At 73.1% G+C, this 20765-nt stretch carries 17 protein-coding genes; 5 read left to right on the top strand and 12 right to left on the bottom strand.

Translation table 11 applies throughout. From position 1 onward, the window contains the following. Positions 1–6: 6 nt before the first annotated feature. From WMF27_RS34640 to WMF27_RS34630, 3 genes are all read right to left on the bottom strand, one after another. Positions 7–2061, bottom strand: a complete 2055-nt coding sequence (locus tag WMF27_RS34640) for a M3 family metallopeptidase (RefSeq protein WP_437764595.1) — start codon at positions 2059–2061, stop codon at positions 7–9. A gap of 227 nt (positions 2062–2288) precedes the next feature. Further along, the gene (locus WMF27_RS34635) at positions 2289–3428 is read right to left on the bottom strand and encodes an acyl-CoA dehydrogenase family protein (RefSeq protein ID WP_437764596.1); all 1140 of its coding nucleotides are present in this window, start codon (positions 3426–3428) and stop codon (positions 2289–2291) included. 76 nt (positions 3429–3504) lie between these two features. Continuing rightward, entirely contained in the window at positions 3505–4062 is a 558-nt protein-coding gene (locus WMF27_RS34630) for a CAP domain-containing protein (protein WP_437769970.1), read from the bottom strand. A 401-nt stretch (positions 4063–4463) separates the two neighbouring features. Between WMF27_RS34630 and WMF27_RS34625 the strand changes: the two genes are divergently transcribed. After that, positions 4464–5654, top strand: a complete 1191-nt coding sequence (locus tag WMF27_RS34625; RefSeq protein WP_437764597.1) for a hypothetical protein — start codon at positions 4464–4466, stop codon at positions 5652–5654. A gap of 93 nt (positions 5655–5747) precedes the next feature. Here WMF27_RS34625 and WMF27_RS34620 read toward each other — a convergent pair whose 3' ends face one another. Next, positions 5748–6791, bottom strand: coding sequence for an AraC family transcriptional regulator (locus tag WMF27_RS34620; RefSeq protein ID WP_437764598.1), 1044 nt, complete (start codon positions 6789–6791; stop codon positions 5748–5750). Positions 6792–6868: 77 nt separating this feature from the next. On the opposite strand from WMF27_RS34620, the gene WMF27_RS34615 reads away from it, so the two are divergent. Beyond that, positions 6869–7894 (top strand): Rieske 2Fe-2S domain-containing protein, encoded by a 1026-nt coding sequence (locus WMF27_RS34615; protein WP_437764599.1) that lies wholly within the window; start codon positions 6869–6871, stop codon positions 7892–7894. Positions 7895–8133: 239 nt separating this feature from the next. On the opposite strand, the gene WMF27_RS34610 is transcribed toward WMF27_RS34615, so the two are convergent. The 4 genes from WMF27_RS34610 to WMF27_RS34595 form a co-directional block, all read right to left on the bottom strand. Continuing rightward, on the bottom strand, positions 8134–8604 hold the full coding sequence (locus WMF27_RS34610) for a response regulator (protein ID WP_437764600.1): 471 nt from the start codon (positions 8602–8604) through the stop codon (positions 8134–8136). 384 nt (positions 8605–8988) lie between these two features. Beyond that, positions 8989–10371 (bottom strand): sigma-54-dependent transcriptional regulator, encoded by a 1383-nt coding sequence (locus WMF27_RS34605; RefSeq protein WP_437764601.1) that lies wholly within the window; start codon positions 10369–10371, stop codon positions 8989–8991. A gap of 2 nt (positions 10372–10373) precedes the next feature. Then, positions 10374–10517 (bottom strand): hypothetical protein, encoded by a 144-nt coding sequence (locus WMF27_RS34600; protein WP_437764602.1) that lies wholly within the window; start codon positions 10515–10517, stop codon positions 10374–10376. Beyond that, entirely contained in the window at positions 10514–11989 is a 1476-nt protein-coding gene (locus WMF27_RS34595) for an ATP-binding protein (protein ID WP_437764603.1), read from the bottom strand. Before WMF27_RS34595 ends, WMF27_RS34600 begins: the two co-directional genes overlap by 4 nt. 278 nt (positions 11990–12267) lie before the next feature. Between WMF27_RS34595 and WMF27_RS34590 the strand changes: the two genes are divergently transcribed. Then, positions 12268–12405 (top strand): hypothetical protein, encoded by a 138-nt coding sequence (locus WMF27_RS34590; RefSeq protein ID WP_437764604.1) that lies wholly within the window; start codon positions 12268–12270, stop codon positions 12403–12405. Between the two features lie 41 nt (positions 12406–12446). On the opposite strand, the gene ahpF is transcribed toward WMF27_RS34590, so the two are convergent. Next, a complete protein-coding gene (gene ahpF / locus WMF27_RS34585) occupies positions 12447–14009 on the bottom strand; it encodes an alkyl hydroperoxide reductase subunit F (protein WP_437764605.1) in 1563 nt (520 codons plus the stop codon). Between the two features lie 83 nt (positions 14010–14092). Then, complete coding sequence (ahpC, locus tag WMF27_RS34580; RefSeq protein WP_012239567.1) at positions 14093–14656, bottom strand: alkyl hydroperoxide reductase subunit C; 564 nt, start codon at positions 14654–14656, stop codon at positions 14093–14095. Positions 14657–14789: 133 nt separating this feature from the next. Between ahpC and WMF27_RS34575 the strand changes: the two genes are divergently transcribed. Both WMF27_RS34575 and WMF27_RS34570 read left to right on the top strand, forming a co-directional pair. Next, the gene (locus WMF27_RS34575; protein ID WP_437764606.1) at positions 14790–15755 is read left to right on the top strand and encodes a hydrogen peroxide-inducible genes activator; all 966 of its coding nucleotides are present in this window, start codon (positions 14790–14792) and stop codon (positions 15753–15755) included. 137 nt (positions 15756–15892) lie between these two features. Continuing rightward, a complete protein-coding gene (locus WMF27_RS34570; RefSeq protein ID WP_437764607.1) occupies positions 15893–16723 on the top strand; it encodes an EI24 domain-containing protein in 831 nt (276 codons plus the stop codon). A gap of 167 nt (positions 16724–16890) precedes the next feature. Here the strand turns inward: WMF27_RS34570 and WMF27_RS34565 are convergent, their stop codons facing one another. Both WMF27_RS34565 and WMF27_RS34560 read right to left on the bottom strand, forming a co-directional pair. After that, positions 16891–18633 (bottom strand): hypothetical protein, encoded by a 1743-nt coding sequence (locus WMF27_RS34565; protein WP_437764608.1) that lies wholly within the window; start codon positions 18631–18633, stop codon positions 16891–16893. Between the two features lie 128 nt (positions 18634–18761). Continuing rightward, complete coding sequence (locus tag WMF27_RS34560; RefSeq protein WP_437943267.1) at positions 18762–20669, bottom strand: PAS domain-containing protein; 1908 nt, start codon at positions 20667–20669, stop codon at positions 18762–18764. Positions 20670–20765 lie beyond the last annotated feature (96 nt).

Here is a 20765-nt window from a genome sequence, read left to right as displayed (position 1 = left end):
GGAGGCTCAGGCGAGGCCGCTGCGCTGGAGCAGGGCGTCGAGGGTGGGCTCGCGGCCGCGGAAGCTCCTGTAGAGATCCATCGGGTCCTGCGTGTCGCCGAGCGCGAGGATCTGGCTCCGGAACGCGTCGCCCACCTTCCGGCTGAACAGGCCCTCTTCCTGGAAGCGGGAGAAGGCGTCGGCGTCCAGCACCTCGGCCCACTTGTACGAGTAATAGCCCGCTGCGTAGCCCACCGGGCTCGAGAAGAGGTGCGAGAAGCCGGCGATCATGGCGTAGCCCTCGGGCAGCGGGACGGGCGAGTAACGCCCGAGGACCTCGCGCGCGAACTCGACGACATCGCCCTGCTCTCCGGTCCAGTCCATGTGGAGCGCGAGGTCGATCTCGGCGAAGCCGAGCTGCCGCATCGTCGCGGCACCCGCGCGGAACGTGCGGGCCGCGCGCATGCGCTGGAGCAGGTCGTCGGGGACGGGCGCGCCCGTCTCGTGGTGGCGCGCGAAGAGATCGAGCGCGTCCCGCTCCCAGCACCAGTTCTCCATGATCTGCGAGGGGAGCTCGACGAAGTCCCAGGCGACGTTGGTGCCGGCGAGGCTCCGGATCGGCACCCGGCTCGAGGCGTGGTGCATCATGTGCCCGAACTCGTGGAACAGCGTCTCGACCTCGCGGTGGTTGAGCAGCGCGGGGCGGCCGCCGACCGGCGGGGTGAAGCTGCCCGCGAGGACCTCGAGGTGGCGCGCGTCCTCGCCGGCCGCGCGCCCGTCGTCGCTCGGCGCGCCCGTGACGAGCCCGTGCATCCAGGCGCCGTCGCGCTTCTGCTCGCGCGGCACGAAGTCGAGATAGAAGGCGGCGCTCTGGGCGCCGTTCGGCTCGACGAGCTGGTAGGCGCGGACGCTCGGGTGCCACGTGGGGGCGGCCTGCCAGGGCGCGATGCGCACGCCGTAGAGGCGGTGGGCGATCTCGAACAGGCCGGAGACGACGCGATCCAGCGGGAAATACGGGCGGAGCGCCTCGTCGTCGAAATCGTAGCGGGCGCGGCGGAGCTTCTCGGCGTAGTAGGCGACGTCCCACGGCGCGAGCGGCGGCGCGTCCGGGCCCTCGATCTCGCGGCGGAAGGCGGCGAGATCTTCCTTCTCGCGGGCGAAGACCGGCTCGGTGCGCGCCCGCAGCGTGTCGACGAAGCGGCGCGCCGCGGCGCCCGTCTTCGCCATCCGGTCCTCGAGCACGAGATCGGCGAAGCTCGCGTAGCCGAGCAGCCTCGCCTTCTCCCCGCGGAGCTCGAGGATGCGGCGGATGAGCGGCCGGTTGTCGTGGTCGCCCTCGGTCGCCCGCGTGTTGAAGGCGCGGTAGAAGCGCTCGCGGATGGCGCCGTCGTCGAGGTGCGTGAGCACGGGGATGTAGCTCGGCGCCTGCAGCGTGAAGCGGTAACCCTCGATGCCTCTGTCCTTCGCGCCCTGACGGGCCGCCTCGACCGCGCTCGGCGGCAGGCCGGCGAGGCGGGCGGCGTCCTCGACCACGAACTCGAAGGCGTTCGTCGCGTCGAGCACGTTCTGCGAGAAGCGCAGGGTGAGCGTGGCGAGCTCGACGTCGATCTCGGAGAGGCGCTTCTTGCCGGTCGGGTCGAGCTCGGCGCCGCTCCTCCGGAAATCATCGAGGGTCTTCTTCAGGAAGCGGCGCCGTGGGCCCGTCAGCGCCGCGGCCTCGGGCGTGGCCGCGTACGCCTTGAGCGCGCCGTAGACGCCCTCGTTGAGGGCGATGCCGCTCAGGAACTCGCTGACCTCCGGCTGGACGGCGTTGTACGCGGCGCGCAGCGCGGGTGTGGTGGACGTCGATTCGAGGTGGGAGACGACGTTCATGGCGCGGTCGAGCCGCTCGGTGACGGCCTCGAGCGCGGCGAGGGTGTTGTCGTAGGTGCGGGGGCCGGGCGCCGCGACGAGCGCGTCGAGCCGGGCGCGGGCGTCCTGGAGCAGCGCGCGCACCGCGGGCTCTACGTGCTCGCTCCGGATGCGATCGAACGGGATCTCGAAGCCGAGAGTGAGCAGGGGATTGTCGGTCGCTTCGGTCATATCGCTCCTGGTTGGGCTTGATGGGGCCGGCGGGCGGGCGCGGGCCGGCGACCCTCGGCCGGTCCGCGCAGCCCTACCTTGGTAAAGGCGCCGGCGAGGGTTGGCCAGTAGTTCGTCGTCCAAGTTCTTCCATGGTGGATGGGAGGGGGCCGAGCGCCCTCCCCGGGGGGCCTGATGTCACGGCGAGGGCGGAGCTCGGTGAGACGAGGTGAAGCGCGGGCGAGCGGCTAGACGCCCAGCCACCGCGCGACGATCGTGGCGAGCACGTCGGACGTCCCCGAATGGATGCTGCCGCCCAGGGCGTCGTCGATGGCGGAGGGGAGGCCGCTCTCCTCGAGGTAGCCAGCGCCGCCGCGGAGCCGGAGGTCGTCGAGCGCGGACGCCACGGCCGAGTCCGCCGTGTGCCACTTCGCGAGCGCGGCCTCGGCCTGGCCGCGCTCGCCCTGGTCCAGCGCCCACGCGGCGCGGTAGATGAGCAGCCGCGACGTCTCCAGCCGCAGCTTCATCTGCGCGAGGCGGTGCGCGACGGCCTGGTGGCGGGCGATCGCCTGGCCGCCGATCTCGCGCTCGCGGGCGAAGCGGACGGCGTCGCCGAGGGCGCGCTCCATGGCGCCGAGGCGGAAGGCGAGGATGAGCGCGCGCTCGAAGGTCATCGCGATCTGGAAGACGGCGAGGCCGGCGCCGGCGCGGCCGAGGAGCGCGTCGTGGCCGACCTCGCAGCCGGCGAACGAGACGGGCGCGAGCCGCGCGCCCCGGAGGCCCGCGGTCGCGAGCGGCGCGCCGGGGAGGATGCGCGCGGCGCCCTCGCCCGCGGCGCGGGGGACGAGCAGCGCGGTGAGGCCGCGCGCCGGGGCCCCTCCGGCGCGGCCGCCGCCGTCGCGCGCGACCGCGAGGTACACGTCGGCCCGGTCGGCCCAGGTCACGTACCGCTTGTCGCCGGTGAGCCGGTAGCCGGCGTCCGTGCGGTCGGCCCTGGCCTGCACCGACGCGACGTCCGAGCCCGCGCCGGCCTCGGTCGCGGCGACCGTCGCGATGCACGCGCCGCTCGCCATCGGCGGCAGCCACGCGCGCTGCTGCGCGGGCGTGCCCACGCGCGCGAGCAGGAGCGCCACGCCGAAGAGGTGCGCCCCCGCGGCGAGCAGGACGCCGCCGTCGCGCAGCGTCGCGCCGAGGCCCTCGTAGGCGAGCGCCGTCGTGACGAGGTCGAGGCCCTCGCCGCCGAGATCGCGGGCGATCGGCAGGCCGAGGGCGCCGCCCCGGGCGAGGACGCGCATGCGATCGTCCGGGGCCGCGGCGTCGGCCTCGGCGCCGAGGGCCCGCATGCGGTCGTGGACGGCGCGCTGGGAAGGGGTCCACCCGAAGTCCATCGTCGCTGCGATACCAGAGCCGGCGAGGGGCGGGGAGGAGACGAGGACGGCGCGCGCCGACGACGCGCCCGCGGGCTCAGTAGGGGCGCTCTCCGGCGAAATTGCCGGGAGGATCGTAGTTGCACACCCAGATCTGCCAGGTGCCACCGCCGAACGGCGAGCCGGTCGTGCAATCGGCGACCCCGCAGCCGAGCCGCAGGGAGTCGGCCCATACCACCTGCGTGTAATGGCCGCAGGTGGAGCTGCAGGCATTGCTCGCAAGGTCGTAGTTGGCCGCCTCGTCGACCCACGAGGCGACTACATCCTCCGGTGTGGGTGACGCGCCGGTCGACGCGAAGATGTTTTCTCCATAATCGCTCGCGCTATGGCCGAATATGCACCGGGCGGCATAGGCCTGAGCCACCGCGGCGATCTCGGGCGACCACAGGAGAGGGGGCACCGGCTGATCGGCGGGCGGGTCGACGGTGGCGCGCGCGGCGTTGTGGGCCGCCGTCATCCCGGTCATCCTGGGCGGCTCGCCGGCGGCCTGGCCGCTCGTCGGGCCCTCGTCGTCGGACGAGGCGCCGCAACCGGCCGTCAGGGCGAGCAGGAGAGAGAGCTGCACGAACCGGGGGAGCCGTGGGCCGAGCGTCATCACGGGGCCATTGTCCTACGGCTCGACCGAGCTCTGCAACGGCGATTCGATGATGGCTGGTTGAGCCCACGACGTGCCGTGTCATGGCGCGCCCGCAGCGCTGCCTGGACGGCGGCGACCGGGCGTTCTTCCTACCACTGCCGTCGGCATGAACATCAACAGATCTCGTCGTCGCTGGCTCCCGTGCTGACGGGCTTCGCCCTAGGGTGACGTCGAGACGAGCAACAATTCCGCAGCATGGGCCTTGTCATGTGGGTCGATCTATGAGCTATTGTCGCCCTGCTTCGGAGGCGGCTGCAGGCCGAGCTCGGAGGCGAGTGCGCTCCCTCATGGGGGTTCACCGCTCTCCGTGGCAGTCCCGCACCAGCTGCACGCCCGACAAAGAACGAAGGAGTTTCCCGATGAATATCCGTGTGACGTGGCGAATCGCGGCATTCCCGCTGGCGCTGGCGGGGCTCTCCGTCCTCCCGGCGATGGGGTGTGACAAGGTCTCGGAGCTGCAGAATGACGTCTGCTGTCGCGACTTCACGCCGGGCGCCGATCTCGCCACGGTGGAATGGGGTCTCGAGGGCGAAGCAGAGCTCAATTATGGTGCCTTCATGCAGTCCGTGTCGGACTTCACGGGCGCCGCGGGCGCCATCGTGGCGGACGTGACGAGCGCCTGCCAGGCGATTGCGCTGGACCTCGGCGCGGACGTCGCGACGATCACGGCGACGAAGCCGAACGAACGGGCGGAGCAATGGTGTGAGCTCGCCGTCGACGCGCTCGGGGACGCGACGGCCGGCCTGTCGATCACCTTCCAGCCGCCGAGCTGCACGGTCGACGCGAGCGTGCAGGCGAACTGCGAGGCGAGGTGCAGCGCCAACGTCGAGTGCCAGCTGACCCCGGCGGAGGTCGTCGCGCGCTGCGATCCCGGCCAGCTCTCGGGGCGGTGCGAGGGGAAGTGCACCGGCTCGTGCGAGGGCTCGGCCAACCTGGCGGTCCACTGCGAGGGCACGTGCCAGGGGACGTGCGAGGGCACGTGCGACGGCGAGTGCTCCGCGACGACCGCCGGCGGCGACTGCCGCGGCGAGTGCCAGGGCACCTGCACGGGCGAGTGCCGTGGCTCGTGCGCGTTCGCGGCCGAGGCAGAGGTGCAGTGCAACGCCGATTGCTCGGGCTCGTGCGACGTCCAGTTCAAGGCGCCGAAGTGCAAGGCCGAGCTCAAGCCGCCGAGCGCCGAGTGCCAGGGGTCCGCGGAGTGCAGCGGCTCCTGCGAGGCGAGCGCGAGCGCGAAGGCCAGCTGCAGGGAGCCCGCGGTCAACATCGAGGGTGGGGCCGACGTCGAGGCGGCGATCGCGACGCTCAAGGCGAACCTGCCGCGGCTCCTCGTCGTCGCGCACGCGCGCGGCGAGCTGCTCCTCGCCAGCGCCCAGGCGGTGGTCGAGGCGGGCGGCCACCTCGAGGGCGCGGCCACGGGCAGCGTGAAGGCGGGGGCGTGCCTCATCCCGGCCACCAATGCGATCACGCAGGCGGTCGAGAACATCCAGGCGGGCATCGCGGGCAGCGGCAGCGTGATGGCGAAGCTGGAGATCGCCCCCCCGAGCCCGTGAGCGCAGGGCCCTCGGGCGCAGGCCCGGCAGCGGCGTAGGCCGCGGCCGGGCGCGCGTGAAGGACCCGTCAGGCCAGCCGGTGGCGCAGGCCGCTCACCGCGGCGCTGCGCCCCTGCTCCGGGCGCGGAACGCCTCCGGCGTCACGCCGGTCCAGCGCCGGAACGCCCGGTGGAACGCGCTCGGCTCGGAATAGCCGAGCAGATACGCCACCTCGCCGATCGCCATGTCCGCGTCGAGGAGCGCCGCAGCGCGGCCGCGCCGGACCTCGTCGAGCAGGGCGTGGACCGACGTCCCCTCGTCGCCGAGGCGGCGCTGCAGCGTGCGCGGGCTCATCCGCAGGCGCGCCGCGAGCGCGCCCAGGTCGGCCCCCTCGCGCAGCCGCTCGCCGAGGAGCGCGCGCACGCGGTCGGACAGCGCGGGCGGCGCCGCGCCCGGCAGGCGCGCCGCGGCGGCGCTCATGTGGCGCTCGAGGAACGCGGCGAGCGCCTCGTTCGCGTGCGGCAGCGGGCGGGCGAGCTCTTCCACCGGCAGGACCAGCTCGGTGGCCGGCGCCTCGAAGAGCACCGGCGAGCCGAGCCGCCGCGCCTTCTCCTCCGGATCACCCGCCGGCGCGTGGCGAAAGCGCACCGCGAGCGCCTGGAGCGGCGCGCCGCACATGCGCCCGGCGTTCACGAGCGCGTCGAACGCGAACATCTCCGCGAGCTGGCCGTGGGCCGGCCGGTCGGGCCCGAAGGGCACGAACCCGAGGTGCGCGCGGCGCCCGCGGATCTCCAGCGTGTGGCGCTCGCCCTCGTTCCAGATCTGCTGGTAGCGGAGCATCCGGCGGAACGACTCTCCGAGGGTCGGGCTGCTCATGGCCAGGAAGCCGAGCGCGTCGAAGTGCTCCGGCTCGAAGCGCGCCGCGAAGTCGAGGCCGAGGTGCGGATCGGCGGTCGCCGCCACGGCCGCCTCGATGAGCGCATAGAACGCCGCGAGCGGCACGCGGGCGTCCGGATCGGCGAGCGCCGCGCCGGCGAGCCCCGCGGCCTCGAGCAGCGCCCGCCGATCCGCCCCGCGCTCCGCGGCGTGGTCCGCGAGCTGCGCGGCGGTGCGGGCCCAGATCGTCGGGGCGGGCGCCCGCGGGGCCTGGCGCCGCATGTCAGCCCTTGTGGCGCGCGCTGTCACGGCTCCCCGGCCGGGCAGGCCCCAGGCTTCCGGGCGATCGGAGGAGCATCATGCGAAAGCACGGCATCGAGGAAGGGCGCGGCGCGTTCGTCGAGGGCGCCTGGTACATCATCGCGGACGCGGCGAGTGTGGGCAAGCGGCCGGTCGCCGTCGAGCGCTTCGGGACGCGGCTCGTGCTGTTCAGGGACGAGCGCGGCGCTCTGGTCGTGGCGCGGGCGCGCTGCCCGCACCGCGGCGCGGACCTCGGCATGGGGCGGGTCGTGGACGGGGCGATCGAGTGCCCGTACCACGGCTTCCGGTTCGCCTCGGACGGGCGCTGCGTCGCGATCCCGTGCGAGGGGCGCGGCGCGGGCGCGCGCGGCGCGGGGGATGCGCTCGCGCTGACCCGGTACGAGGCGCGGGAGCACCGGGGCTTCGTGTGGCTCTTCTGGGGCGAGCGGCCGGCCGAGCTGCCGCCGGTGCCCTGGTTCGATGGCCTGCCGCCGGACGAGCGGCACGCCCACACGGCGTCGATCGACTGGGACGTGCCGTTCGCGCGCGCGATGGAGGGCATGCTCGACCTCCACCACCTGCCGTTCGCGCACCGCCCCTGGGTCCCCGGCGTCGGCGCGATGCTCGACCCTTGCGAGGTCCGCGTGGACGGCGATGTCATCCACGCCGAGGCGGTGCTGCGCCACGACGACGGGGAGCCGTGGGACGGCCGTCGGGGGTGGAGGTTCGAGATGGAGGTGCGCTTCCCGGGCGTGCTGCGCCTCTCGTTCGGGAAGCGCGTGGTGGGCATGGCGGGGTGCGCGCCGATCGACGCGGAGCGGACGGCGATCGTGGGGCGGTATTACGTGCCGATCCCGGTGATTGGGCGGCTGCTCGCGTGGCTCGGGTTGCGGGCGGAGTTCTCGCTGATCCAGCCGGGCGACGAGCGGATGCTCGCGTCCTCGGAGCCGCGCGACGCGGATCTCGACGCGTGCCGCTTCGTGCGCGCGGACGCGGGGATCCTCGCGTGGCACAAGATGCGGCGGGCGCGGCTGAAGGCGCAGCGCGCGGGGGAGCCGCGCCGGCTGCCGGTCGAGGCGGGGTGAGGCGGCGCCGGGCGATTCACGATCGCACGGATCTGCTCTACGACGATGTTGAAAACCTATCCAGCGGTCAACTGGCGCGCTCCTGACAAGGGGCGTGTGCAGGCCAGTTGCTCGTCGATAGGGCCCCACCTACGCGCCATCTCGTGATGTCTGTGATCGCGAGATGCGCGAGGGGCGTGGGGGCGGCGGGCCATTGGTGTGACCGCGGCGTGGGGCGGCGCGGGGGGCTGCGTGGTGCGTCAGCCGCGCGTCGAGACGAGGGTCTGGACCACGAGCCGCAGATCGTCCACGTCGAGCGGCTTGTCGAGCACCGCGTCGGCGCCGAGGCGGTAGGCCTCCGCGTGCGTCTCCGGGTCGCCGAACGCGGTGATGAGGACCACCGGCGTCGTCCAGTCGTCGCGGCGCAGCCCGGCCAGCAGATCGAGCCCGCTCGCGCCTGGCATCCGGATGTCGCTCACCACGACATCGACCGGGGCGCCGTTCCCGGAGACGAGCGCTTCGCCCATCAACTCGAGGAGGTGCTTGGCGTCGTGCGCCTCCAGGACCTCGTAGCCGTCGCGGCGGAGGGCGGTGGCGAGGAGCAGCCGCAACTCCCTGTCGTCTTCGGCGAGCAGCACGCGGATGGGGGGCGCGCCGGGGTGGACGCACGGCACCGGCGCGGGGGGCGTATTCAGGATCGAGGCAAGACCGCGCATCGAGTCGGGGGGCATCGGGCTCTCTCCTTGGTGGGAGGCCTGTACTGCAGGCCGCGTGCCGCCCGCCGGCGGCCGTCCTGAACCGACCCGGGTTGAGGTGGCTGGGTTGGGTGGCCGGAACCGACCCGGGTTGGGGGGGCTGGCCGGAACCGACCGAGGTTGAGGTGACCCGGAACCGACCCGGGTTGGGGGGCTGGCCGGAACCGACCGAGGTTGAGGTGACCCGGCTGGCCGGAACCGACCCGGGTTGGGGGGGCTGGCCGGAACCGACCGAGGTTGAGGCAGCAGGCGCCACCCAGGTTGCGGCGGACGGGCGGGTTGCAGCGGACCGGCGGCGACCCCCCGCGTCGGCCATCCGGGGTGGGGCGTCGTTCCCCGCCCGGGGTATTCCTCCGCGCCTCAGCTCCCCTTCGTCCCCCCGGCGCCCGGCTCCCACCGCTCCAGCTTCCGGTGCAGCGTCTTCCGGTCCAGCCCCAGGATCCTCGCCGCCAGCGTCTTGTTCCCGCCCGCCGCCTCGAGCACCCGCAGGATGTACCGCCGCTCCACCTCCTCGAGCGGCACCAGCTCGGACGGGTCGTCCCCCGCCACGAGCACGTGCGACGGCCGGTGCTCCCGGATCTTCGCCGGCAGGTCCTCCACCGTGATCTCCGGGTACGCCGTGAGCGCCACCGCCCGCTCCATGCAGTTCTGGATCTCCCGCACGTTGCCCGGCCACGTGTACGCGAGCAGCCGCTCGGCGGCCGCCGGTGACAGGCCGACCACCTCCTTGCCCCAGCGCGTGGCGAAATCCTCGATGAAGCGCTGCGCGAGCAGCAGCACGTCGCTGCCCCGCGCCCGCACGGGCGGCAGCTCCACGTGGAGCACGTTGATCCGGTAGTACAGGTCCTCCCGGAAGCGGCGCGCCTCGACGGCCTCGTCCAGGTCGCGGTTCGTCGCGGCCATGATGCGCGCGTCGAACGGCACCTCCGCGTTCCCGCCCACCGGGCGTACCCGGCGCTCCTGGAGGGCGCGGAGCAGCTTCGGCTGCACCGTGAGCGGCAGCTCCCCGATCTCGTCGAGCAGCAGCGTCCCGCCGTTCGCCTCGACGAACAGCCCGGCGCGCGCCGTGCGCGCGTCGGTGAACGCCCCCCGCACGTGCCCGAAGAGCTCGCTCTCGATCAGCGACTCCGGCACCGCCGCGCAGTTGATCGCCACGAACGGCCCCTCCTTGCGGCGGCTCCGCGCGTGCATCGCCTTCGCGACGACCTCCTTGCCCGTCCCGCTCTCGCCGGTGATGAGCACCGTCGCGTCCGCGTCGGCGATGCGCTCGATCAGGTCCTGCACGCCCCGCATCGCGGCGCTCCGGCCGATGAGGTCCGGGAACCCGCCGGGCCCGGCCACGGCGCGGCGCAGCCGCCGCACCTCGGCCTTGAGCGCGTGGTGCGCGATCGCCCGCTCCAGCGCCAGCGCCAGCGCCTCGATGTCGACCGGCTTGGTCACGTAGTCGTACGCGCCCGCGCGGATCGCCTGCACCGCGGTCTCGATGCTGCCGAACGCGGTGATCACCACGACCGGCACGTCCGGCCGGATCTCCGCCGCCCGCCCGCAGACCGCGATCCCGTCCATCCCGCGCATGTTCAGATCGGTCAGGATGACGTCGAAGCCCTCGTCCGCCTCGAGCAGCGCGAGCGCCTCCGCCGGTGAGGTCCGGGTCGTCGCCTCGACGCCGCGCGACCGCAGGTCCGCCGAGAGCCACGCGCACATCGCCTCGTCGTCGTCGATGATCAGCGCTCGCCTGCCCATGGTCACCTCGATGGCTCGCCCGCCATCTCTCCTCGATAACTCGCGTAGTACAGCGCCCCGCCCGCGGCCAGCCGCGCCGCGGCGGCCGCCCCGGCCAGCGCGCCCTCGCCCTCGCCCTCGGCTTGCGGCCGCCGGGCTCGCGTCATCCTGCGTCCTCCTGGCCGCTCGGCGGGAGGTACACCGTGAACGTCGAGCCCTTGCCGAGCTCGCTCTCCGCGCCGATCCAGCCCCCGTGCTCGCGCACGATCCCGTAGGACACGCTCAGCCCGAGGCCCGTGCCCTCGCCGACGTCCTTCGTGGTGAAGAACGGCTCGAAGATGCGGAGGATGTTCTCGGGCGCGACCCCCTCCCCGCCGTCGGTCACCCGGACGGCGACGTGCTCGCCCTCGGCGCCGCCGTGGTCGGCCGGCGGGCGCGCGCGGGCGCGCTCCACCCGCACGGTGAGCTCGCCGCCCCGCTTCATCGACTGCATGCCGTTCATGATGAGGTTCGTGAGCACCTGCTGCATCTGCCCCGAGTCCACCTCGGCGCGCGCCGCCCCGCCGCTCGCCTCGTCGAGGCGGAGCGTCACGCTCCGCTTCCGGGCGAGGGGCTCGAGCAGCGCCAGCGTCTGGCGCGCGATGTGCGCGAGATCGGCCGGCGCCTTCTGCGCCACCCGGCGACGCGCGAAGTCCAGCAATTGCCGGATGATCTTCGTCATCCGGTCCGCCTGCTCGGCGATGATGCGCGCGCTCTCCGCCGCCTCCTCCTGCGGCAGGCCGCGCGCGATCATCTTGGCGCGGCCGCCCACCACGTTGAGCGGCGTGCCGAGCTCGTGCGCGAGCCCCGACGCCAGCTTGCCCACGGTGGTGAGCCGATCCGCGTGCCGGAGCTGCTCCAGCGCCGCGATGCGCGCGGTCGTCTCGCGGCCCGCGCGCTCGCGCGCCTCGGCCAGGTGCACGCACATCGCGTTGATCTCGTCGGCGATCCGCCCGAGCTCGTCGCGCTGCGGCAGGAGCAGCGGCCCGCCGAGGTCGCCCTCCCCGATCCGCCGCGCCTTGTCGACGAGCCGCCGCGTCGGGCGCCCGACGAGGACCTGCCCGAAGGTCATCGCCAGGAGCCCGCTCAGCGCCGCGAGGGCGATGATGGTGGCCACGGTGTTGACCACGCTCGCCTGGACGTACGCCTCTTCCTCCTCGAGCGACTCGGAGATCTCGATGGCGCCGACGCGCTCGGGCTCCACCCCGACGGGCGCGTACGTGTAGAAGCGCCCGCTCCTGTCGCCCTTGCGCTCGATCCGGAACACCTCGGTGCCCCGCGAGAGCTCCTCGATCTCGGCGGCGGGCAGCGCGGGCGCGAAGCGATCCCCGGCCGGCGCGTCGAGCCACACCCAGCGGAAGCGCACGCCGTCCTCGCGCTCGCTCATCTCGTCGAGCAGCTGGAGCGCCTCCCCCATCCCGTCCCGGCGCCACGTCTCGACCACCGCCGCGCGGAGCGCGATGCCGATGAGGTGCTCGTCGCGCCGCATGTCCGCCTCGAAGAGCGCCCGCTCGCGCCGGACGGAGAGGTAGCCGTACAGGCTGAGCGCCGCGCACATCACGAGGACGAGGGCGAGGGTGAGCTTGCTGGCGAGTCGCATGAGGTCGCCGGTAGGATGCAGGACGCGTACGCGTTCTCAAGGTGTCCGTCCGCACGCTGACCGGCCCGGGCCCGCCCCGGATCGCCCCGATGGGGCAAAACTCCCCTGGACGGGCCCCCGCGGGCCGCGGCGTCACCTGCGCGCCACGTCCTCCCACGAGCCGGTCGCCGCGAGCTGCGGCGCGGGCACCGTCGCCGACCAGCGCAGCGGCAGCGCGTCCTCCCGCCAGGCGCCCTCGGCCACGTGGAACCGCAGGAGCCGCCGGGCGCCTCTCGATCGTGCTCGCTGCGCACGAGCCCCCGCCGGTCCCCATCCATGTCGTCCACCCGGAGGGCCGGCGGGCGGCGGTCAGGGTGCGCGCGTTCGTGGATTTCCTCGTCGATCGGCTCCGGTCCGAGGCGTGGCTGAGCTCGTGATCGCAGGCGAGCTCGCGCGTCGAACCTCGGCCGGAGGGCGCTCAGTCCGCCGGCGCGCTGGCGCGGATGAGGTGCTCGAAGGCCCCGAGGGCGGCCTTCGCGCCGTCGCCGAGGGCGACGACGATCTGCTTGAACGGCGTTGTCGTCATGTCGCCGGCGGCGAAGAGGCCGGGCACCGACGTCTGCCCGCGGTCGTTCACGACGACCTCACCGAGGCCGTTGAGCTCCACCGTCCCCTTGATGAACCCGGTGTTGGGGAGGAGGCCGATCTGCACGAACACGCCCTCGACCTCGATCTGGCGCTGCTCCTTCGTCTCGGTGTGCTCCCAGCGGAGCCCGACGACCTTCTGCCCGTCGCCCACCACCTCGGTCGTGCGCGCGCGCGTGATGATCTCGACGTTGGGCATGCTCTTGAGCTTCCGAACGAGGACCGCGTCGGCGCGGAGGGCGGGGGCGAGCTCGAGCAGGGTGACGTGGCCGACCACGCCCGCGAGATCGATCGCCGCCTCGACGCCGGAGTTGCCGCCGCCGATGACGGCCACTCGCTTGCCCTTGAACAGCGGTCCGTCGCAGTGCGGGCAGTACGTCACACCCTTGGTCCGGTACTCGGCCTCGCCGGGGACGTTCATGTCGCGCCACCGGGCGCCCGTCGCCAGCACGACGCTCTTCGCGCGGAGCGTGGCGCCGCTCGCCAGGCGCAGCTCGAACGGCGAGCCGGGCGTGATCGACGCGACGCGCTCGTGCTTGATGAGCTCGACGGGGTACGCGCGCACGTGTTGCTCGAGCGCCGCCGCGAGCTTGGGCCCGTCGGTCTCCACGACCGAGATGAGGTTCTCGATGGCGAGGGTGTCCATCACCTGCCCGCCGAAGCGCTCGGCGACGATGCCGGTGTCGAGGCCCTTGCGCGCCGCGTAGATGGCCGCCGAGGCGCCGGCGGGCCCGCCGCCGACGATGAGCATGTCGAACGGCTTGCGCTGGTCGAGCGCCTCGACGCGCCTCTTCACGGCGGAGCCGTCGTCGAGCTTGGCGAGGATCTGCTCGATCTCCATCCGACCCTGGCCGAAGGGCTCGCCGTTCAGAAAGACGGTCGGCACGGCCATGATCTTCCGCTGCTCGACCTCGCCCTGGAAGAGGGAGCCATCGACGGCGACGTGGCGAACCCTCGGGTTCCTGGCCGCCATCAGGTTCAGCGCCTGCACGACGTCGGGGCAGTTCTGGCACGATTGAGAGAAGTAGGTCTCGAACCGGAGCTCGCCGTCGAGCCGCGCGATCTGCTCGAGCGCCTCGGCGCTCACCCGCGGCGGATGGCCACCGACGTGCAGGAGCGCGAGGATCAGCGAGGTGAGCTCGTGACCGAGCGGGAGCCCCGCAAAGATCACGCGCGGCTCCTCGCCGGGGGAGTGGATGCCGAACGACGGCGTGCGCCCTTCGCCCTCGCGCCGCTCGTGGAGCTCGACGAGGGACGAGGCGCTCGCGACGTCGCGCAGGAGCGCGCGCATCTCCTCCGACCCCTGCGAGTCGTCGACGAAGGCGGTGACCGCGACGGGCCGGGTCAGCCGTCCGAGGACGTCGCGGAGCTGGGTCTTGATGGAGTCTTCGAGCATGGCTGCGTTCCTTCCGGCGAATACGAGCGGGTCACGAGCGCTGGCGGGCGTCGCCGCGGCACGCGCGGCGACGCCCGAACACCTCAGATCTTGCCGACGAGATCGAGCGACGGCTTGAGGGTCTTCGCGCCCTCGTCCCACTTCGCCGGGCAGACCTCGCCCGGGTGCGTGGCGACGTACTGGGCCGCCTTGACCTTGCGGAGCATCTCCGCCGCGCTGCGGCCGATGCCGAGGTCGTGGATCTCGTAGACCTTGATGACGCCGTCGGGGTTCACGAGGAACGAGCCGCGGAGCGCGAGGCCCTCCTCCTCGATGAGCACGCCGAAGTTGCGCGAGAGGGTGGCGGTCGGATCGCCGACGAGCGGGTACTTGACCTTCTTGATCGCCGCGGACGTGTCGTGCCACGCCTTGTGCGCGAAGTGCGTGTCCGTGGAGACGCCGTAGATCTCGACGCCCAGCTTCTGGAACTCGCCGTGGAGGTCCGCGAGGTCCTCGAGCTCGGTCGGGCACACGAAGGTGAAGTCCGCCGGGTAGAACACGAAGAGCGACCACTTGCCGAGGACCGACTCGTGCGAGACGTCCACGAACTTCCCCTGGTGGAACGCGGTGGCCTTGAACGGTTTGATGCGGGTGTTGATGAGCGACATTCTCTTTTCCTCGTTTCGGGGCGGGGGCGTCTCGTGCCTCCGCGCCAGCGAGGGGCAACGTGGTCGCTCTGCGCCGGCGGCGCAAATCGAACGATTTTATGAAACGTTCATTTTTTATGATACTCCTCCGGCCATGGACCTCGAGCAGGTGACGCTCACGCAGCTCCGCTACGCCGTGGCGGTGGAGCAGACCCGCAGCTTCCGCACGGCGGCCGAGCGCTGCCACGTCTCGCAGTCCGGGCTCAGCATGCAGGTCCAGAAGCTCGAGGAGCTCCTGGGCACCGTGCTGTTCGACCGCAGCAAGAAGCCCGTCCTGGTGACCGAGGAGGGGGCGCGCGCCATCGCTCAGATGCGCGAGATCCTCCGGGAGACGGAGCGGCTCGGTCAGATCGTCGCCGGCGACGACGCTCCGGCGGGGCGCTACCGGCTGGGGATCATCCCGACCCTCGCTCCCACCTTGCTGCCGCTGTTCCTCGACCCCTTCGTGAAGGCACACCCGCGCGTCGAGCTGTTCATCGAAGAGCTGAAGACCGAGGAGATCATCGAGCGGCTCGCCGCCGACACCCTCGACGCGGGGCTCGCTGCGACGCCGCTCCACGCTCCGGGGCTGAGCGAGACGCCCCTCGGACACGAGGCGATGGTCGCCTATCTCCCCGAGGGCGACCCGCTGCTCGACCGCAAGACGGTCACGCAGGCGAACCTCAGCGAGCGCGAGCTGTGGGTGCTCCCGGAGGGGCACTGCTTCCGGAGCCAGGTGCTCTCGTATTGCAGGAGCGGCCAGGCGAGGCCCCCGCGCGGCGTCCAGCTCGAGAGCGGCAGCTTCGAGACGTTGATCGGCCTTGTCGACACCGGGCTCGGAGCGACGGTGCTACCCGCGCTGGTGGCGCAGGGGCTGCCCCCGGACAAGCGCCGCGACCGCGTGCGGCCGCTCGCACGGCCGATCCCGCTCCGGGAGATCGGGCTCGTCACGTCGCGGACTCAGCTGCGCAGGCGCGTCACCGAGGCGCTCGCGGCCGCGATCCGCGAGCACCTCGGCCGCGCGCTCGGGCCCTCGCCCCCGGGCGGGAGCGTGCTCGATCCGCTGCTCCCCGAGGGCTGACGAGGCAGGCTCGGAGGTCCTCCACGCATCGAAGGGGCCGTGTTCACTGCACGCCAGGCGGAAGCTCGTCCAGCGGCGGATGCCAGCGCGCGGAAGGTATTGACCGGGTGCACGACCGCTGGGACGTTCGTGGCCGGATGATCCCCCCCGATGCTCCCCGCGGCTCTCTCTCAGCGCCCGCGCAGCGCCCGACCGCGGGGCTCGTGCCGCTCGAGCGCCCCGGCTTCGGCGCGGGCCTCAAGGCCATCCTGGGCGGCTACGGTTACCTCTTTCGCACGCCGGACCTCTGGCCGCTCGCGCTCGTCCCCACGGGCATCGCGCTGGTGCTCATGGTCGTGTTCTCCATCGTCGGCGTGAAGCTCGCGCCCTCGCTCGTCGAGCTGATCGTGAGGGAGCCGGGGACGGGGTGGCCCTGGGCCGTGCTCATGGCCGTGCTGCGGATCCTCTCGCTCGCGGTGGTGCTCGTGGCCGCCCTCGTCCTCTCGTTCGGGCTCGCGAAGCCGCTCTCGGGGACCGCGCTGGAGCGGATGGTGCGCAGGGCCGAGGCCGATCTCGGGGCGCCCCCGTGGCCGGAGGTCGGCTTCTTCGCGGACATGTGGCGCGCGCTGCAGTCGTCGCTCGTGGCGCTCGCCTTCACGCTCCCGATCCTCATCGTCCTCGGCGTCGTGGGTCTCCTCTTCGCGCCGGCGAGCGTCGTCGTCGTCCCGCTCCAGCTCGCGGTGACGGCGCTCGCGGGGGCCTGGGACCTCTGCGACTGCCCGCTGTCGATCCGCGGCGTGCCCGTGGCGGCGCGGATCGAGTTCGTGCGCCGGAACCTCGCCGCGGTGATGGGCTTCGGCTCCGGCCTCGCGCTGCTCTCGTTCTTGCCTTGCGCGCTGCTCCTCGTGCTCCCGGCCGGCGTCCTCGGGGCGGCTCGACTCGTCGTCGCGCTGGAGCGGTGGGAGGCCACGACGCGAGCGCCGCGCTGAGCTCGGGCTGTCCGGGCCGCGGCGCCGGGGCTTGAACGGCAGGGCGGTCTGCTACGTCGCCCAGAGCACCGAAAGATCGAGCTCGACGGCCTCGAACGGCGGGGCAACCGAGCACGATCCGGCCGGCGGGCCCGCGCTCCGGCGCGGGGAGGTCCGTCGCGCCGCCGCTACATCCAGAGCCGCGCCACGATCCCGTACGTCCCTGGACCTGGCACGCCCCCCTGGTTCTCGCCGCAGATCACGACCTTCTGGCCCGGGTAGACCGCGGCCCGGTGGATGCCGCCGGAGTCGCCGATATACAAGGAGAGCACCCCGCCGACCCCGAAGTTGGGATCGAGCCTGCCGTCGCGCAGGTAGCGCGCGAGCACCGGCCCAGGCGTGGCGCCGCCTGTCGCATTGCCCACGACCAGGATCCGGCCGTCGGGGAGCACGATGGCGTCCTCCGCCACGTCGTCGCCGTCGGTGATCGGGAGCGCGACGACGCCCGACGCGCCAAAGCTCGGGTCGGCGGCGCCGTCCTCGAGGAAGCGGCGGACCTCGAAGTCGGCGCCCCCGTCCTTGCCGGCGCTGCCGCCCACGAGGATGCGGCCGTCGTCGAGGACGGCGATCGCCGCCGTGCGCTCGCTGATCCCGGACGCACCGAAGACCTGCTGGCCGCCGGTCCCGAAGGTGGTGTCGGGCTGCCCGCCGGCCAGGAAGCGGGCGAGGATGCCGTCGGACTGGCCCCCCGCGTCCACCTCGCCCACGACCAGGAGCCGGCCCTCGCGGTCGACGACCACGGCCCTCGCGGTGGAGGCGCGGTCGAGCGCCCAGAAGCCGTTCGGCGTGGCAAAGGCGGTGTCGAGCCTCCCATTCGAGGAGATGCGCGCCACCATCATGCGCGCGTCGCGCGCGCCAGCGACGAGGATCTTGTCGTTGGCCAGGACGAGCCCGTCCACGACCGTCTCTTCGCCGCCCGTGTCGACCAGCGCCTTGCCGTTGTTGCCGAACTCCGCGTCCGCGGTCGCGCCGTTCGCCCCGACGCGCCAGAGGGCGATGTCACGCGGCTCCGGGATCTCGTGCCAGCCCATCGCGATGATCTTGCCGTCCACCTGATGCCCCACCGCGAACGACTCGGCCTCGGAGCCCGAGCTGCTCCCGATCCTCGTCGAGAGCAAGGCGCCGCCGGCGAAGTCGGGATCCAGCGCGCCGGCGCTGGTCAGGCGCGCTATCTTCATCGAGGAGCCGCCGACGCCGCCGATGCCCCAGCCGGTCGCGACGATCCGCTCGCCGACCACCTCGATATCGGTGAAATAGCCGCCGTCGTCGTTCCCGAAGCGCACCGGCGCGATGCCCGTCGCCACGCCGAACGTCGCGTCCAGGGAGCCGGGGCGGCCGGTCACGAGCGCGTTCGTCACGGCGGCGGTGCTCTCCAGGGCGCCGGAGGTCGCCGCCAGGGTAAAGGAGATCGTGTTGCCCAGGGCGAGCGGCGCCTCGGCGCCTACCACGATCTCGGCCTTCGTCTCCTTGGCGGCGATCGTGATGCGATCGACGACGAGGCCTGCAGGAGGGCTCACCGCCGCCACCGTCACCTCGCCATCGAAGCCGCCAGTGCGGCGTATCTCGATCTCGACAAGGTTCTTCCCCCCGAGAGGCACCGTGACGTTGGGCGTCAGGACGACGAGCGCGAGATCCATGACACCAGGGCCGTGACCGCCGCCGCCGAGCCCGCCGCCGCCAGCGTCGCTGCCGCCAACCCCGGAGGGCGCGCCCCCGCTCCCTTGAGACGTCTGGCCGTCGGGCCCGCCCGTGTCGCGATCGTCGCTCACGTCATGAATGCCCAGGATCTGCTGGCAGCCCGCGAGAGCGAGCGGGAGCGAGGGCATGCACAGAAGCGGGAGCAGGGCGGCGAGCCGCCGGCGAGGACGCATTGCCGCCATCGTCGCACCCCCCCTCGCGACGTCAACCCGGACCAGGAGCTGCTCAGGGCGCGCTGGTCGGCGCTTGCCCGGCGCGCGGTACTGCAGCGCCGCCGGCGCGCTCGCGCCGCCTGTGCCGATCACCCGTCGCGCGAGTCGCGCGTCCCCTCCGCGTCGCCCGCGCGCTCGCGCCCCGCCCTGCGCTTGCGCCGCCGCTTGACCGACACCCCGCTCGACTGCATCGCGAAGAGGAGCGCCTCCCGGAGGTTCGAGAGCGTCTTGATGTTCGACAGATCGAGCCCCAGCGACACCACCGTCTGCGCCACCTCGGGCCGGATGCCGACGACGATGCCCTGCGCCCCGAGCAGCGCCACGGCGTCGATGAGCCTCAGCACGTGATCGGCCGTGGCCGCGTCCACGGCGCTCACCCCGGTCAGATCGATGATCGCGTGACGGCAGCGGGTCCGCGCCACGGCCTCGAGCAGCACCTCCATCATCTGCTGCGCCCGCTCCTCGTCGAGGACGCCGAGCACCGGCATCGTCAGCACCCCCCTCCAGACCTCGATGATCGGCGTCGACAGCGCCCGGATCGCCTCCTGCTGCTGCTCGATGATCGCGAGCCGCTCGTTCAGCACGGCCTGCTGGCGCTTCTTCTCGGTGATGTCCGTCGCGCCGCCCGCCATCTGGAACGGCACGCCCTTGTCGTCCCACTCGGCCATGCCGCGGGCGAACACGTCGCGGTACTCGCCGTCCTCGCGCCGCAGCCGGTACTCCACCTCGTACGGCCGCCGCTCCTCGAGGTGAGCCCTCAGCGCGGCCTGCATCACCCACCGGTCGTCGGGGTGCACGCGCTCGAAGAAGCTCGCGAACGTCCCGCCCCACGCCTCGCGGCGGACGCCGATCATCTGGAGCATGCGATCGCTCCACTCCACCGTGTCCTCGCGGATGTTCCAGAACCAGACGCCCTCGTTCGACGCCTCCGCGAAGAGCCGGTAGCGCGCCTCGCTCCTCCGGAGGGCGGCCTCGGCGCGGCGCAGCTCGGCCACGTCGGTGGTGCCGCCGATCCACCGGAAGATGTTCCCCGCGGCGTCGCGCTGCGGCAGCGCGCTGACCACGTGCTCCCGGTACGTCTGATCGCTCGCCCGCCGCAGGCGGAACTCCGTGTTGTACGGCTCGCCCGTCGCGAGGCTCCGGGTCCACGCCGCCACCGTCTTCGGGACGTCGTCCGGGTGCAGCACCGCGAGCCAGCCCTCGCCGATCATCTGCTCCTCCGTGCGGTCGAAATACTCGAGGACCGCCCGGTTCACGAAGTTCAGCTGGCCGTCCGGGCGCGCGGTCCACACCTGGAGGGGCATCGCGTTCCCGAAGAACCGGAGCTGCGCGTCCAGGTCGCTGAGCGGCGCGTCCAGCAGCCCAGCCCCGCTCGCCGGGCCGCCGGCCCCGCGCACCCGGCTCGGCGGCGGCGCGTCCCGCCCGTCCGGCTCCTCCACCTCCTCCTGCCCCGCCCAGGAGGCGTCCCCGAGCGCGCGGAGGAGCGGCTCCTCCAGGTCGAGCGTGCGCTCCGCGCGGCTCTCCGCGACCCGCGCGCGCACGAGGCGGAGCAGCTCCCTCCGCACCTCCTCCTCGATCCGGCCGCGCAGGTAGTCCTTCGCGGAGGCCCGCGACTCGGCGAACCTCACCGACTCCGCCGGCAGCTCCGCGATGTCCAGGAAGATCCCGAGCGGCGCGCAGGGCCTCGGCGTGATGCGCAGCGCGAGGGTCGCGTCGAGCCGGTGCTCCTCCGCCTCCCCCTCCGCGTCGACCCGCACCGTCACGGCGTGCGGGATCGCGACATCGAACGCGCCGCTCATGCTCCGCGTCGCCGCCGGTTCGCCGACCTCGAAGTCCACCGTGAGCCGCGACGGCCTGCCGAGGACCTCGAGCTCCCGCTCCGCGCGGCGCCCGACCGGGAGGAGGGCGATCACCTGGCGGCGTATCACGTCCTCGGTCATCGCGAGATCGACGATGCTCCGACCCAACTCCTCGAGCGTCAGCCCTCCGTCCGTCACCGCGTCTCCTTCCCGATCCCGCTCTCCCCCCGCTGTCCGTTAGCCCTCCTCGCGCCCGGAGGGCAATCGGTTGACGTTAACGCACCGCGCCGCTCG

Source organism: Sorangium sp. So ce281, assembly GCF_051527395.1.
GTDB classification, from domain to species: Bacteria; Myxococcota_A; Polyangia; order Polyangiales; family Polyangiaceae; genus Sorangium; species Sorangium cellulosum_B.
Note: the sequence above shows the minus strand (reverse complement) of the source record. Positions and strands in the feature narration are given on the sequence as shown.